Genomic DNA, 14,906 nt, shown 5'->3' with positions numbered 1-14,906 from the left:
GCAGCTTAACTGTGTCGCCGGTCTGTCGTACAGGCTGCGTTTAGTCGCATACTGCGCGGCCTGAATTTCAATGGTTTTACGGAAATCTCCCGCATGAAACGCACACCTCATCTGCTTGCGATCCAGTCTCATGTGGTCTTTGGCCACGCCGGAAACAGCGCCGCCGTGTTCCCCATGCAGCGGGTCGGGGTGAATGTCTGGCCGCTCAACACGGTGCAGTTCTCCAACCACACTCAGTATGGACAGTGGGCGGGCGAAGTGTTGGCGCCGCAGCAAATTCCGGCGCTGGTGGAAGGCATTGCGGCGATCGGCGAACTGGGCAACTGTGATGCGGTGCTGTCTGGCTACCTCGGCAGTGCCGCCCAGGGCCGCGCGATCCTGACGGGCGTGGCGCGCATCAAGGCCATCAACCCCAAGGCGCTGTACTTGTGCGACCCGGTGATGGGCCATCCGGAAAAAGGCTGCATCGTGCCGCAGGACGTCAGCGATTTCCTGCTGGATGAAGCCGTGGCCATGGCCGACTTTTTGTGCCCGAACCAGCTGGAGCTGGACAGCTTTGCCGGGCGTAAGCCGCAATCGCTGTTTGACTGCCTGGGCATGGCCAAAGCATTGCTGGCGCGCGGGCCGAAGGCGGTGTTGGTCAAGCACCTGGATTACCCGGGCAAGTTGCCGGAGGGTTTCGAGATGTTATTGGTGACGGCTGAAGGCAGTTGGCACCTGCGCCGGCCGTTGCTGGCGTTTCCGCGTCAGCCGGTGGGCGTGGGCGATCTGACCTCGGGGCTGTTCCTGGCGCGTGTGCTGTTGGGGGACAGCCTGCTGGCGGCGTTCGAATTCACCGCTGCGGCTGTGCATGAAGTGCTGCTGGAAACGCAGGCGTGTGCCAGTTACGAGCTGGAACTGGTACGGGCTCAGGACCGAATCGCCCATCCGCGCGTGCGCTTCGAAGCCACCCCGATCAGCCTGTAACCCCACAAAAACCAATGTGGGAGCGGGCTTGCCCGCGATTGCAGTGTGTCAGCCGATAGATAAATTGACTGGTTCACCGCTATCGCGGGCAAGCCCGCTCACATTTGGATTGGGTTTACAGCTCTGAAATCAAGGCCCGTCGGCCTTGATCTCCTGATACCGCTTTTCCAACTCCTGGCGAATCTGCCGGCGCTGTTGAGCCTGCACGAACCGGCGCTTGTCTTCGCTGTTCTGCGGTTGCAGCGGCGGCACGGCGGCGGGTTTGCGCTGGTCGTCCACCGCCACCATGGTGAAGAAGCAACTGTTGGTATGGCGCACCGAGCGCTCGCGGATGTTCTCGGTCACCACCTTTATGCCCACTTCCATCGACGTATTGCCGGTGTAGTTAACCGACGCAAGGAACGTCACCAGCTCGCCGACATGGATCGGCTCGCGAAAAATCACTTGGTCCACCGACAGCGTGACCACATAGCGGCCGGCATAACGGCTCGCGCAGGCGTAGGCCACTTCGTCGAGGTACTTGAGCAATGTGCCGCCGTGGACATTGCCTGAGAAGTTGGCCATGTCAGGGGTCATCAATACCGTCATCGACAGCTGGGCGTTTCCGGGTTCCATAGCACACTCACGGTTGTAGGCATCGGTTGGGGAGCACCTCTGCGGGTGCTGGAATCTTTGCTGCGCCATCCCTAACGGGACGCCGGTGGGCGGCTTGCCGTCACGCCTGCGCCGATCTGTTTCCATATATTGCACCGGCTTTCTGCCGGAAGTCGCGGTGTTAACCTTCAAAAGCCCGTGTCAGGGCTTTTCTTACGATTCAGGCCGACTTTTCCTTCCGCGCTTTTCGACTTTTCAGAAGCGCGCGCGGAAGTGGGAAAAGCGTCAGTACCCTCAAGGAGCCCCTCGCCATGCACGCCATCAGCTTTATCCAGGACTTGGCCGTGATCATGCTGGTGGCAGGGGTCGTCACCATCCTGTTCCATCGCTTCAAGCAGCCGGTGGTGCTGGGTTACATCGTCGCCGGGTTCATCATCGGCCCGCACACCCCGCCGTTCGGCCTGATCCACGACGAAGACACGATCAAGACCCTCGCTGAACTGGGGGTGATCTTCCTGATGTTCTGCCTGGGCCTTGAATTCAGCCTGCGCAAGCTGTTCAAGGTCGGCGCCACGGCGTTTATCGCAGCCTTCCTCGAAATCATCCTGATGATCTGGATCGGCTACGAAATCGGGCGCTGGTTCGACTGGAACACCATGGACTCGCTGTTCCTCGGCGCGATTCTGGCGATCTCCTCGACCACCATCATCGTCAAGGCACTCAATGACCTGAAGATGAAGAACCAGCGTTTCGCCCAGTTGATTTTCGGCGTGCTGATCGTGGAAGACATCCTCGGCATCGGCATCATCGCCTTGCTGTCGAGCATCGCCGTCAGTGGCACGGTCAGCTCCGGCGAGGTGTTCTCCACCGTCGGCAAGCTCTCGCTGTTCATGATCGTCGCGCTGGTGATCGGCATTTTGCTGGTGCCGCGCCTGCTTGCCTACGTGGCCAGGTTCGAAAGCAACGAAATGCTGCTGATCACGGTGCTGGGCCTGTGTTTTGGCTTCTGCTTGCTGGTGGTCAAGCTGGAATACAGCATGGTGCTGGGCGCATTCCTGATCGGCGCGATCATGGCAGAATCCCGGCAGCTCATTAAGATTGAGCGCCTGATCGAACCTGTTCGCGACATGTTCAGTGCGATCTTTTTTGTCGCCATTGGCTTGTTGATCGACCCACAGATCCTGCTGCAATACGCCTGGCCCATCGCCGTGATCACCGTGGCCGTGGTGCTGGGCAAGATGCTGTCCTGTGGCCTGGGCGCGTTTATCGCCGGTAACGACGGCCGAACCTCACTGCGCGTGGGCATGGGGCTGTCACAGATTGGCGAGTTTTCCTTCATCATTGCGGCGCTTGGGATGACCTTGCAGGTTACCAGCGACTTTCTGTATCCCGTGGCTGTGGCGGTCTCAGTGATCACCACGTTGCTCACGCCGTACCTGATTCGCAGTGCCGACCCGCTGTCGCTGAAAATTGCTGCCGTGATGCCCCAGCGCATGAGCCGCGTGTTCGGGATGTATGGCGAGTGGCTGCGCAGCATTCAGCCGCAAGGCGAGGGCGCGATGCTGGCGTCGATGATCCGCAAGATCATCCTGCAAGTCGGGGTGAATCTGGCGCTGGTGATAGCGATCTTCTTTACCGGCAGTTTTTTTGCGGCGCGCATCGGCGGGTATCTGGAGGGCTGGATCAGTGATCCGAGCTGGCAGAAGGCGTTGATCTGGGGCGGGGCGTTGCTGTTGTCATTGCCGTTTCTGATTGCGGCGTACCGCAAGCTCAAGGCGCTGTCGATGCTGCTGGCGGAGATGAGCGTGAAGCCGGAGATGGCCGGGCGGCATACCCAGCGCGTGCGTCGGGTGATTGCGGAATTGATCCCGATCCTTTCGCTGCTGGTGATCTTCCTGCTGTTGGCAGCCTTGTCGGCCAGTATTCTGCCGACCAACAAGTTGCTGGTGCTGATCGCCGTGGTCACAGCGGCGGTGGCGGCCGTGCTCTGGCGCTGGTTCATCCGCGTGCATACGCGGATGCAGGTCGCCTTGCTGGAGACCCTGGATAACCATAAAGACACGCCAGAACACTAACTGTTGCGAGTTGGCGCGCTCACTGTGGCGCGCGAGCTTGTTGTGGTGAGCGAGCTTGTTGTGGCGAGCGAGCTTGCTCGCGTTGGGCTGCGCAGCAGCCCCAAGACCCTCACGTCACTGCATCTGAAAGAACACGTCGCCTGAATTGGGGCTGCTTCGCCGCCCAACGGGAGCAAGCTCCCTCGCCACAGGGGTCAGCATTCACACATTCAAATCAGCTTTCCAGCCAGACGTCCCGCGCCCAGTGCCATACCGATTCCCAGGTTTCCTCGGTCACCAGCTCTTCTTCGCCGGACCACAACACCACGGTGCCGTCTTCTTCGACGCAGTAGTAGTCGTCGCCGTCCTGGCAGATCGGGATCATGCTGCGGTCAACCCCGGCGTCCCAGGCGTTGGCGGCCACGTCCGGCAGGTAGGTGTGGGACTGTGGGTCAGTGACAGTCACCGGTTCCAGGCTGCCATACACTACGTCGCTGACGGTCAGCAGAAATTCGCGGAAGACAAAGGGGATGTCGATGAACAGCTGTTCCTCGATTTCCACAATCTGATCTTCATCAGGCAGTTCCAGAGGCACCGGAACCGGTTCGTTGGCTTCACGCAATTGTTCGATGATTTCTTCCACGGCCGGGATCCTCTTGCTGATGGCGCGGTTTATAGGGGCGTTTTATACAGTAGCTCGCCATAAGTGCAACCGTGAAATAGAAAACCCCGGAACATGTCCGGGGTTTTTAATGCCAGTGGCTCAAGCGAGCGGGTATCAGCCGTTCTGGCGGATACCGGCGACCAGCCAAGGCTGGTTGTCGCCTTGCGGACGTTCCATGTTCCAGCTTTCGCTGAACACTTCGCCCTGGTCGAAACGCGAGGTCTTCGACACACCGCTGAAGGTCAGGGTGGCGATGGTCTTGTCAGCGCGGTCATCCACACCGTCAAGCTGTACGCGCAGGTCGTCGATGTAGGTCGACTGGAAGGCGTCGCCCAGGTCGGCACGTTCGCGCTTGAGGAACTCCAGCAGTTGCGGGGTCACGAACTCGGCGATCTTGTCCATTTCGTTGGCGTCCCAATGCTGCTGCAGGGACTGGAAGTGGCTGCGGGCCGCTTCGACGAAACGTTCTTCGTTGAACCAGGCCGGTGCGTTGATCACTGGACGGGCAGCCGCTGGTGCAGCCGAACCCCCGAAGATCGAACCCATGGCAGGTTTTTGCTCGAACACTTCACGCTGCATCGGCGCGCCCGCTGGAGCCATGTGCTCCTGCTGCTTGCGTCGACGGGCGGCGATAAAGCGGAAGATCACAAAGGCGATGACCGCCAGGATCAGGATGTCGAAGATTTGCATGCCCTGGAAGCCGCCGCCCATGAACATGGAAGCGAGCAGGCCACCGGCGGCGATGCCGGCCAGAGGGCCCAACCAGCGCGAAGCACCGCCGGCCTTGGCAGCGGCGCCAGCAGCACCGGCTGCACCAGCAGTGGCGGCAGCACCGCCGGCACCGGCCGATGGCGCCATTTGGCTGGTCTGGTGAGTCGGTGCTGCACCCGAACTTTTGCCGCCACCGAAGCGCTTGGCGTTGGCGTCGATGCTCATCGTCAGGCCGATGCACAACGCCAGGGCGATGCTAAGAAAACGTTTCATAAAGGGAATTCCCATTTGTGGATTGCACGCGCGCCATGTTGCACAGGTGTCGTGACAGTGGCTAGCGGCAGAGTGTTTCGGGCTTTTGCGTAGGACCAAACCCGAAGGGTCTGTAGGACTAGTTACACATATTGGCCCGCCCTCGTTAAAAACAAGGGCGGGCCAATAAGCTTCATGTAACGCAGTGTTTCTTGTGGCGAGGGAGCTTGCTCCCGTTGGGCTGCCCAGCAGCCCCTTGTCCGGCAAACGCGGTCTGGCTGATGCATTGCAGCAGTCATAATAGGGGGGCGCATCGCACCCCAGCGGGAGCAAGCAAGCTCCCTCGCCACAGAAGATGGATCAGATGGCTTCAAGCTTCGCGTAGCCCATCATCAGCCACTTGCTGCCTTCGGCGAAGTTCACCTGCACGCGTGCCTGGGCGCCGGCGCCTTCGAAGTTGAGGATCACGCCTTCGCCGAACACTGAGTGCCGCACCTGCTGCCCAAGGCTGAACTGGGTTTCCGGAATTTCGGAACCGGCAAACAGGGTGCTGGCGCTTTGCTGCTGGCCACCGCCGAACGGGCGACTCACGCTGTTGGACAGGCGCACTTCCTGGATAAGCCCTTTCGGCACTTCACGTACAAAACGCGACACCTTGTTGTAGGTCTCGCTGCCGTACAAGCGCCGCGTCTCGGCGTAGGTCATCACCAGGTTCTGCATGGCGCGGGTAATGCCCACGTAAGCCAGGCGACGCTCTTCCTCAAGACGGCCGGGCTCTTCCAGGCTCATCTTGTGCGGGAACAGGCCTTCTTCCATGCCCACCAGGAACACGTACGGAAATTCCAGCCCCTTGGCGCTGTGCAAGGTCATCAGCTGGATGCTGTCTTCATGCTCATCCGCCTGGGTATCGCCGGCTTCCAGCGACGCATGGCCGAGGAAGGCGGCGAGTGGCGTCAGCTCTTCATCTTCATCATTGTTTTCGAACGCGCGGGCGGCGCTGACCAGTTCCTCAAGGTTTTCTACCCGAGCCTGGCCTTTCTCGCCTTTTTCCGCTTCGTGGTAAGCAATCAGCCCGGACTGCTCGATCACCGTTTGGGTCATCAAGTGCAGCGGCATTTCCGAACACTTGGCCGCGAGGTTCTCGATCAACTCGACAAACACACCCAGCGCACCCGCCGCGCGCCCGGTCAGGCCTTTATTGGCGATCAGCAAGCGCATGGCTTCCCACATCGACACATCGGCGTGGCGGGCGTGGTCGCGAATCGCTTCGACGGTTTTCTCGCCGATGCCGCGGGCCGGAATATTGATCACCCGCTCCAGCGCCGCATCGTTGCCACGGCCTTCCAGCAGGCGCAGGTAAGCCATGGCGTTCTTGATTTCTGCACGTTCGAAGAAGCGCTGGCCGCCATAGATGCGGTACGGGATGCGCTCGCGCAGCAAGGCTTCTTCCAGCACCCGCGACTGGGCGTTGGAACGGTACAAGATGGCGATATCGCTGCGCGCCAAGCCGGTTTTCAGAGCGCTTTCGATGGTTTCCACCACGTAGCGCGCTTCATCGTGCTCGTTGAACGCGGCGTACAGGTTGATCGCTTCGCCTTCGCCGCCGTCGGTCCACAGCTCTTTGCCCATGCGCCCGGTGTTATTGGCGATCAGCGCGTTGGCAGCCTTGAGGATGCCAGCAGTGGAGCGGTAGTTCTGCTCCAGACGGATGGTGATCGCGTCCGGGAAGTCGTCGGAGTACTGGTAGATGTTCTCGATTTTCGCGCCGCGCCAGCCGTAGATCGACTGGTCGTCGTCGCCGACCACCATCAGGCTGTCGCCGCCCTTGGCCAGCAAACGCAACCAGGCGTACTGCACGGCGTTGGTGTCCTGGAATTCGTCCACCAGAATGTGCCGGAAGCGCTTCTGGTAGTGCGCCAGCAAGCCCGGGTTGTCGCGCCACAGGTCGAGGGCACGCAGCAGCAGCTCGGAGAAGTCGATCACGCCGGCGCGTGCACAAGCCGCTTCGTACGCTTCATAAATGCTGCGCATGGTGGCGAGGAACAGATCGCCACTGGCCTGAATATGCTGCGGGCGCAGGCCTTCGTCTTTCTGGCCGTTGATAAACCATTGCGCCTGGCGCGCCGGCCAGCGTTGCTCGTCGAGGCCCAGCTCGCGGATCACGCGCTTGACCAGGCGTTGCTGGTCATCGCTGTCGAGAATCTGGAACGTCTGCGCCAGGCCCGCTTCCTGCCAATGGGCCCGCAACAAGCGGTGCGCCAAGCCGTGGAAGGTGCCCACCCACATGCCGGCCGGGCTGATGCCCATCAACTGCTCGATGCGGTGGCGCATCTCGGCAGCGGCCTTGTTGGTGAAGGTCACCGACAGGATGGAATGCGGGGACGCGTTTTCGACCTGGATCAACCAGGCGATACGGTGCACCAGCACTCGGGTTTTACCGGAGCCAGCACCGGCCAGGACCAACTGACGGCCAACGGGGGCAGCTACGGCCTGGCGTTGGGCATCGTTGAGGGAGTTCAGCAAAAGGGAGAGATCATCGCGCATCGGCGCATTCTAGGGTGCCGGGGGGAGTCGGGCAAATGCCAATGCCAGGTGGCCGACGGAAAACGTCGGGGGCTATCGCCGCGCGGCAAAGATTCCGGCGCCAGGGATGACCGGTTGGTCATGGGCCGCAGCCCCCGCAGCGCCTTGCTCAAGCTGTCTGGCCCAGCCATTTGCGCTTAAACGCACTGCCGATTTTATGGCGTTGAGCAGTTTGGCCCGAGCGCTTGCTTGTGTATGCTCCGTGCACGTTTGGGGCTCACCATTATAAGAACACTGCCTATGACTTTCAGCAGCGACCTGTCAGGCCCCTCGGCGGCGCCCGCGCAGGTCATCCGTAAACGCTACGCAACCGAGATGGCGGTCGAACGCACTCGCCTGCTGTACCAGGGTTCATTGCTGCCGACTTTATTAATGTTGGTAAACGGCCTGGTCTGCGCCTGGCTGCTGTGGAACCCCAAACACTTCCTGTTGGACAGCATCTGGCTGGTCTGGCTGCTTGCCTTGGTGGCGATGCGTGTGATCCAGGTGGCGGCGTTTGATTCGGCGATGCCCAGCCGCCAGGCCCAGCCGGTGTGGGGGCGCATGTTCATGCTCGGCTCGGCGGTCAGCGGCCTGACCCTCGCCACCGCCGCCATCGCCCTGGTGCCTGCGGACAGCTTTATGCAGCAGGCCTGGGTATTTGGCCTGATCGGCGCGGCGACGCTGTCGGCGAGCGTCGCGTATGCCGTGAGTTTGCCCGCGTTCCTGTCTTTCGCCTTGCCGTGCCTGCTGCCGGCCATCGTCTATCTATTCTGGGATGGCACCCCGCAGCAACAAGGCTGGGGCGTGCTGGGTTTGATCCTGCTGGCCTCGCTGAGCCTGGTGGCGTGGCAGGTCAACCGGCTGATCCAGCGCGGGCTGCTGCGACGCTTCCAGAATCAGGCGTTGATCGAGCACCTCCAGCAGGCGCAACAGCGCAGTGAACAGTTGAATCAGGAACTGGTGCGCGAAGTCGAACAGCGCCGCCTGGCCGAACAGGAATTACGCGATGCGCAAATCGGCCTGCAAGACCGCGTGGCGCAACGCAGCCAGGAGCTGGACGCCGCCAGCCTGGCCCTGAATAAAAGCGAGGCGCGCCTGGCGATGGCCTTGCAAGCCAGTGAGCTGGGGCTGTGGGACTGGAACCTGCAAACCGACGAAGTCCATCACACCCAGATCAAGGAGCTGTTCGGCCTGGAGCCCGAATATGTCACGGCGATGCTCAGCCACCTCAAGCCGCGCCTGCATCCCGAAGACGTGCCGCTGCTCAAGCACGCACTGGTGGAACACTTGAAAGGCCGCAGCGAGGATTATCAGGTGGAATACCGTGTGCGCCATGGCGATGGGCACTGGGTCTGGATCGAAGACCGTGGTCGCGCCGTGGAGCGTACGGCCGGCGGGCGGGTCACGCGCATGCTTGGCACGCGCCGCGACATCAGCGCCGGCAAGGCGCTGGAAGAACAGCAGCGGCTGGCCTCGACCGTGTTCGAAGCCGCCAGCGAAGGCATCGTGATTCTCGACCCTGACTATGTGTTGATCGCCGTAAACCAGGCCTTCAGCCGCGTTACCGGCTTTGAAATCGACGACATGATTGGTCGCAACGTCGGGGAATTACCCAGCAGTCGCGACGCCCGCCGCCACTTCCCGGTGATCCGCCAGGCGCTGCTCAGCCACGGCACCTGGCAGGGCGAGCTGGTGGAAACGCGCAAGAATGGCGAACTGTACCCGCAATGGCTGCAACTGAATGTGGTGCGTGATGCTCGCGGAAAAGTCAGCCATATCGTAGGCTTCTTCGCCGATCTGTCCGCACGGCGTGAATCTGAGGAGCGCATGCGCTACCTCACGCATTACGACGAATTGACCGGGCTGGCCAACCGCTCGCTGTTCCGCGAACGCCTGCGCGAGGCCCATGTGCGGGTGCGCCAGGGCGGGCGTAGCCTGGCGCTGCTGCACATCAACCTGGACCGATTCAAGTTGCTCAATGACAGCCTGGGCCATGAAGTCGCGGACCAGCTGCTGCAGAAAATGGCGCGCCGGTTGATCAATGCCTTGCCGGAAGCCGACACCATCGCGCGGCTGTCTGGCGATGAGTTTGCCGTATTGTTCGATGCCTACGGCAACCTCTCCAGCCTTGCGCGGGTGGCCACGCGGTTACTTGCCAAGCTGCGCGTGCCGGTGACGGTGGAAGGTCATGAGCTGGTGGTCAGCGCCTCAATGGGCGTCAGTTTGTTGCCAGATAACGCGCGGGAAATTTCCGCGCTGGTCAGCCAATCGAACATGGCTATGCAACACGCCAAGCATTTGGGCGGCAACAACTTCCAGTTCTTCACCGACAGCCTGCAAGCCAGCACCCTTGAGCGTTTGCAGCTGGAAAACCATCTGCGCAAGGCCATCGACGAGCGCCAGTTGACCGTGTTCTACCAGCCGAAACTATGCCTGGCCACCGGCAAGCTCAACGCCGCCGAAGCGTTGGTCCGCTGGGAGCATCCGCAGTGGGGCATGGTGCCGCCGGGAGACTTTATCGGTTTGGCCGAAGAGACAGGTTTGATCGTACCGCTGGGCGAATTTGTGCTGCGCCAGGCGTGCTGGCAGGCGTGCGAGTGGCAGCGCCAGGGGCTGGCGCCGATTCGCGTGTCGGTGAACCTCTCGGTGCATCAATTGCGTCAGGGCAAGTTGGTCAGCCTGGTGCGCCAGGTGCTGGAAGAAACCGGCCTGGACCCGCAATACCTGGAGCTGGAGCTGACCGAGAGCCAACTGCTCGACAGCGTTGAACACATCATCGCCAACTTCCAGCAATTGCGCGATTTGGGCGTGAAGCTGGCCATTGATGATTTCGGCACGGGTTATTCATCCCTCAGCTACCTCAAGCGCATCCCGGTGGATTACGTGAAGATCGACCAGACGTTTATTCGCGGGCTGGGCCAGGGCCGCGAAGACGCGGCGATCACCCGGGCAATCATTGCCATGGCCCATGGGCTGGCGCTCAAAGTGGTGGCCGAAGGCGTGGAAGATCAGCAGCAGCTGGATTTCCTGCGCGGGGAACACTGTGACGAGGTGCAGGGCTACCTGATCAGCCGGCCGATGGAGGCTGAAGGGCTGGCGGAATTGTTACGCAAGGATGCGGATTTTCCCTGACGCCGCATGGGCGACCTTTATGGCTACATCGCGCCTGCCCTTTGAATCAGAGGGCAGCAGGGCGATTTTGTGATGCATCGGACGGGTAAAACGACGGTTCTTGTAGTATAACTACAAGCTTGCTACATCCCTGGCACCTGCCAATAACAAGAGTCCTGCCCTTTGAACCTGTTGCAACATATCGCCCAGTCGCGCCACCTGTTACGCAAATCGGAACTCAAGGTTGCCGATCACGTGCTGCTTGACCCTGCGGCTGTGATGCACAGTTCCATGGCCGACCTGGCCCACAGCGTGGGCATCAGTGAGCCGACCATCGTGCGCTTCTGCCGCGCCATCGGTTGCTCCGGGTTCCAGGACTTGAAACTCAAGCTGGCCCAAAGCCTGGCCGCCGGTGCGAGCTTCGGGCAGTTTGCGATCCACGAAGACGATTCCGTCGCCGACTACAGCCTGAAAATCTTCGACACCACGCTGCACACGCTGATGGAAGTGCGCGAGAAGCTCGACCCGGTTGAGCTGCAAAAGGCCGTGACGGCAATGTCCCAGGCCCAGCGTGTCGAGTTTTATGGCTTTGGCGCTTCGGGCGCCGTTGCGGCAGATGCCCAACACAAATTCTTCCGTCTGCTGCTCACCGCAGCCGCTTACAGCGACCCGCACATGCAGGCGATGTCGGCCGTGACCTTGAAGCCGACCGACGTGGCGATCTGCATTTCCCAGTCGGGCCGCTCCAAAGACCTGCTGATCACCGCCAACCTGGTGCGTGAAAGCGGCGCGACGCTGATCACCCTGTGCCCGAGCCAGACGCCGCTGGCGGAACTGTCGACGGTCAACCTGGCGATCGATGTGCACGAAGACACTGAAATCTATACGCCGCTGACCTCGCGTATCGCTCATCTGGTGGTGATTGACGTGCTGGCGATGGGCGTCGCCATGGCGCGTGGCCCGAGCCTGGTCAACCACCTCAAGAGCGTGAAGCGCAGCTTGCGCAGCCTTCGCTTGTCGCCCAAGTCCGTCAAAGCCCTCGACGACTGATCCCAAGGCCATACTCGCTCAACAATGTGGGAGCAGGCTTGCCTGCGATAGCATCACCTCGGTTTGACTGATAGACCGAGTTGCCTGCATCGCAGGCAAGCCAGCTCCCACAGTTGATTTGCATCGAGGCGGGAATATTCATCGTCCTGTCATCCCCGCGCCGCCAAACCGTCATCGCCCGCGCCCATCCTGTACTCCCCCGTACTTGCATTGGGAGACTCCAAATGGCCCGGCCCTACGAAGACAGCAACAGCACCGTCAAGTCCCGTCGTCAGCAGGAAGACCAGCGCCGTATGGCGTTCCGTCGTGCAATCGAAGACCGTTGTGAGGAGCGACAACTGCTCCAGAGCATCAGTGACTACCCGGAACTTCACTGGCAGGCACCCGCGGCTGCCCAGCGAACCGCTCAGCCAGCGCGCTGATCTGCACCCGTTCGCTGCGGATAAAGCCCAGGAACGCATGGGCCACCGGTGACAGGCGTTTGGCTTTGGCCTGCACCAGGCACCAACTGCGGTACAGCGGCAGCTCGTCCACCGGCAACTCTTTGAGCCCGCCGGTGGCCAGTTCCAGGTTGACTGCGTGGCGCGTCAGCAAGGCCACGCCCAACCCGGCGTTCACGCATTCACGCTGCGCCTCGGCCGAGGCCACTTCCACCGTTTGGGTGAAGTGCACGCGTTTCTCCTTGAAATACTCCTCGCACGCCAGCCGCGTGCCCGACCCTGGTTCGCGCAACAGCAGCGTGTAAGGCTCGAGGTCTTGCAGGCGCAGCGGGCCTTGCAGGCTCAAGGGATGATCCGGCGGCGCCACGGCGACAATCGGGTTGTTGAGGAACGGCAGGAATTCCAGGCCCATGTCTTGCGGCACCATCGACATGATCACCAGGTCATCGCGGTTGTCCGACAGCCTGCGAATCACCTGCGCGCGGTTGACCACCGTCAGGTGCAATTGCACTTCCGGGTGCTGGCGTTTAAAGGCTGCAAACAGGTGCGGCACGAAGTACTTGGCGCTGGATTCGACCGCCAGCTTCAACTGACCCTGCAGCGAACCCTGCATGTCCGAGAGCTGCATATCGAGGTTTTCCAGGCGCCCGAAAATATCGCGGCTGGCCCGTTGCAAGGCTTCGGCGGCCTCAGTCATGTAGAGCTTTTTGCCGACGTAATCGAACAGCGGCTGCCCGATCAGCTCTTCCAGCTGGCGAATTTGTAGGCTCACGGCCGGTTGCGTGAGAGACATTTCCTCGGCTGCACGGCTGTAGGACCGCAAATCACAGACTTCATTGAAAATCTGCAACTGACGCAATGTCATACGCATCAATGACTTACGCATTGTCCCAACCCCTCATCCGGCCATCATGGCGCCAACTATAAGTCTTTACTTATACACAACCCAATAATTATTGATTTTTGTTAATCCTCCGGTGCGCATAGTGTGTGTCTTGCGACTGTCATGAAATATTTAGTCACGCGCCGACCCGGATTCAGGGGGTCGTAGATTGCAGCAATCGGCTCAAGGGAATTTCCAAGTGATAAAAAAGATCCTGATCGCCAACCGCGGTGAAATTGCCGTACGAATCGTGCGTGCCTGCGCCGAGATGGGCATTCGCTCGGTCGCGGTCTTTTCCGACGCCGACCGCCACGCGTTGCACGTCAAACGTGCCGACGAAGCCCACAGCATTGGCGCCGAGCCTTTGGCCGGCTACCTCAACCCGCGCAAGCTGGTGAACCTGGCTGTGGAAACCGGCTGTGACGCGCTGCACCCTGGCTACGGTTTCCTGTCGGAAAACGCCGAGCTGGCCGACATTTGCGCCGAACGTGGGATCAAATTCATTGGCCCATCGGCTGAAGTGATTCGCCGCATGGGCGACAAGACCGAAGCGCGCCGCAGCATGATCAAGGCTGGCGTACCGGTCACACCCGGCACCGAAGGCAACGTCGCCGATATCGCCGAAGCCCTCACCGAAGGCGACCGCATTGGTTACCCGGTGATGCTCAAGGCCACTTCCGGTGGTGGCGGTCGCGGTATCCGTCGCTGCAACAGCCGCGAAGAACTCGAACAAGCCTTCCCCCGTGTTATTTCCGAAGCCACCAAGGCCTTCGGTTCGGCGGAAGTGTTCCTGGAAAAATGCATCGTCAATCCCAAGCACATCGAAGCGCAGATCCTCGGCGACAGCTTTGGCAACGTGGTGCACCTGTTCGAGCGTGATTGCTCGATCCAGCGCCGTAACCAGAAGCTCATCGAAATTGCCCCCAGCCCGCAGCTGACCCCTGAACAGCGCGCCTACATCGGCGACCTGTCGGTGCGCGCGGCCAAGGCCGTGGGCTACGAGAACGCCGGTACCGTGGAGTTTTTGCTCGCCGAGGGCGAGGTGTACTTCATGGAGATGAATACCCGGGTGCAGGTGGAACACACCATCACCGAAGAAATCACCGGGATCGACATCGTCCGCGAGCAGATTCGCATCGCCTCGGGCCTGCCGCTGTCGGTGAAACAGGAAGACATCCAGCACCGTGGTTTCGCGTTGCAGTTCCGCATCAACGCTGAAGACCCGAAGAACAACTTCTTGCCGAGCTTCGGCAAAATCACCCGTTACTACGCCCCCGGCGGCCCCGGCGTGCGCACCGACACGGCGATCTACACCGGCTACACCATTCCGCCGTTTTATGACTCCATGTGCCTGAAACTGGTGGTGTGGGCGTTGACCTGGGAAGAAGCCATGGACCGTGGCCTGCGAGCCCTGGACGACATGCGCCTGCAAGGCGTAAAGACCACCGCCGCCTACTACCAGGAAATCCTGCGCAACCCGGAATTCCGCAGCGGCCAGTTCAACACCAGCTTCGTTGAAGCCCACCCAGAACTGACCAACTACTCGATCAAGCGCAAACCCGAAGAGCTGGCCCTGGCCATCGCCGCCGCCATCGCCGCCCACGCAGGCCTGTGAG

11 protein-coding genes are annotated in these 14,906 nt (G+C 61.0%); 6 read left to right on the top strand and 5 right to left on the bottom strand.

What is annotated here, in order from left to right; translation table 11 throughout:
- The first annotated feature begins 93 nt into the window (after window positions 1–93).
- Complete coding sequence (gene pdxY, locus ACP7A2_RS03360; RefSeq protein ID WP_426133063.1) at window positions 94–966, top strand: pyridoxal kinase PdxY; 873 nt, start codon at window positions 94–96, stop codon at window positions 964–966.
- A gap of 129 nt (window positions 967–1,095) precedes the next feature.
- Here pdxY and ACP7A2_RS03355 read toward each other — a convergent pair whose 3' ends face one another.
- Window positions 1,096–1,581 carry an acyl-CoA thioesterase gene (locus tag ACP7A2_RS03355; RefSeq protein ID WP_003213461.1) on the bottom strand — a complete coding sequence of 162 codons (486 nt, stop codon included), beginning with the start codon at window positions 1,579–1,581 and terminating at the stop codon, window positions 1,096–1,098.
- Window positions 1,582–1,871: 290 nt separating this feature from the next.
- On the opposite strand from ACP7A2_RS03355, the gene ACP7A2_RS03350 reads away from it, so the two are divergent.
- Window positions 1,872–3,635, top strand: a complete 1,764-nt coding sequence (locus tag ACP7A2_RS03350) for a cation:proton antiporter (RefSeq protein WP_426133062.1) — start codon at window positions 1,872–1,874, stop codon at window positions 3,633–3,635.
- A 214-nt stretch (window positions 3,636–3,849) separates the two neighbouring features.
- On the opposite strand, the gene ACP7A2_RS03345 is transcribed toward ACP7A2_RS03350, so the two are convergent.
- The 3 genes from ACP7A2_RS03345 to uvrD all read right to left on the bottom strand — a co-directional run bounded on the left by ACP7A2_RS03345 (window position 3,850) and on the right by uvrD (window position 7,785).
- The gene (locus tag ACP7A2_RS03345; RefSeq protein ID WP_017135771.1) at window positions 3,850–4,257 is read right to left on the bottom strand and encodes an SMI1/KNR4 family protein; all 408 of its coding nucleotides are present in this window, start codon (window positions 4,255–4,257) and stop codon (window positions 3,850–3,852) included.
- A 135-nt stretch (window positions 4,258–4,392) separates the two neighbouring features.
- Window positions 4,393–5,262: a Tim44 domain-containing protein gene (locus tag ACP7A2_RS03340; RefSeq protein WP_426133061.1), complete on the bottom strand. Its 870-nt coding sequence runs from the start codon at window positions 5,260–5,262 to the stop codon at window positions 4,393–4,395.
- 339 nt (window positions 5,263–5,601) lie between these two features.
- Window positions 5,602–7,785, bottom strand: coding sequence for a DNA helicase II (gene uvrD, locus ACP7A2_RS03335; protein ID WP_375065696.1), 2,184 nt, complete (start codon window positions 7,783–7,785; stop codon window positions 5,602–5,604).
- A gap of 279 nt (window positions 7,786–8,064) precedes the next feature.
- On the opposite strand from uvrD, the gene ACP7A2_RS03330 reads away from it, so the two are divergent.
- The 3 genes from ACP7A2_RS03330 (at window position 8,065) to ACP7A2_RS03320 (ending at window position 12,389) form a co-directional block, all read left to right on the top strand.
- Window positions 8,065–10,938 carry an EAL domain-containing protein gene (locus ACP7A2_RS03330; protein ID WP_426133060.1) on the top strand — a complete coding sequence of 958 codons (2,874 nt, stop codon included), beginning with the start codon at window positions 8,065–8,067 and terminating at the stop codon, window positions 10,936–10,938.
- A 162-nt stretch (window positions 10,939–11,100) separates the two neighbouring features.
- Complete coding sequence (hexR, locus tag ACP7A2_RS03325) at window positions 11,101–11,967, top strand: transcriptional regulator HexR (RefSeq protein WP_010168370.1); 867 nt, start codon at window positions 11,101–11,103, stop codon at window positions 11,965–11,967.
- 224 nt (window positions 11,968–12,191) lie between these two features.
- The gene (locus tag ACP7A2_RS03320; protein WP_426133059.1) at window positions 12,192–12,389 is read left to right on the top strand and encodes a PA3496 family putative envelope integrity protein; all 198 of its coding nucleotides are present in this window, start codon (window positions 12,192–12,194) and stop codon (window positions 12,387–12,389) included.
- Here ACP7A2_RS03320 and ACP7A2_RS03315 read toward each other — a convergent pair.
- On the bottom strand, window positions 12,319–13,293 hold the full coding sequence (locus ACP7A2_RS03315) for a LysR family transcriptional regulator (RefSeq protein WP_426133058.1): 975 nt from the start codon (window positions 13,291–13,293) through the stop codon (window positions 12,319–12,321). The genes ACP7A2_RS03320 and ACP7A2_RS03315 overlap by 71 nt on opposite strands.
- Window positions 13,294–13,489: 196 nt before the next feature.
- Here ACP7A2_RS03315 and ACP7A2_RS03310 point away from each other — a divergent pair, with 196 nt between their 5' ends.
- Entirely contained in the window at window positions 13,490–14,905 is a 1,416-nt protein-coding gene (locus ACP7A2_RS03310; RefSeq protein ID WP_078739853.1) for an acetyl-CoA carboxylase biotin carboxylase subunit, read from the top strand.
- Window position 14,906 lies beyond the last annotated feature (1 nt).

The sequence above is a fragment of the Pseudomonas sp. PWP3-1b2 genome, from assembly GCF_049896045.1.
Taxonomy (GTDB): domain Bacteria; phylum Pseudomonadota; class Gammaproteobacteria; order Pseudomonadales; family Pseudomonadaceae; genus Aquipseudomonas; species Aquipseudomonas antarctica_B.
The sequence above is the reverse complement of the archived record's forward strand: the minus strand, read 5'-3'. Positions and strand labels throughout refer to the sequence as shown.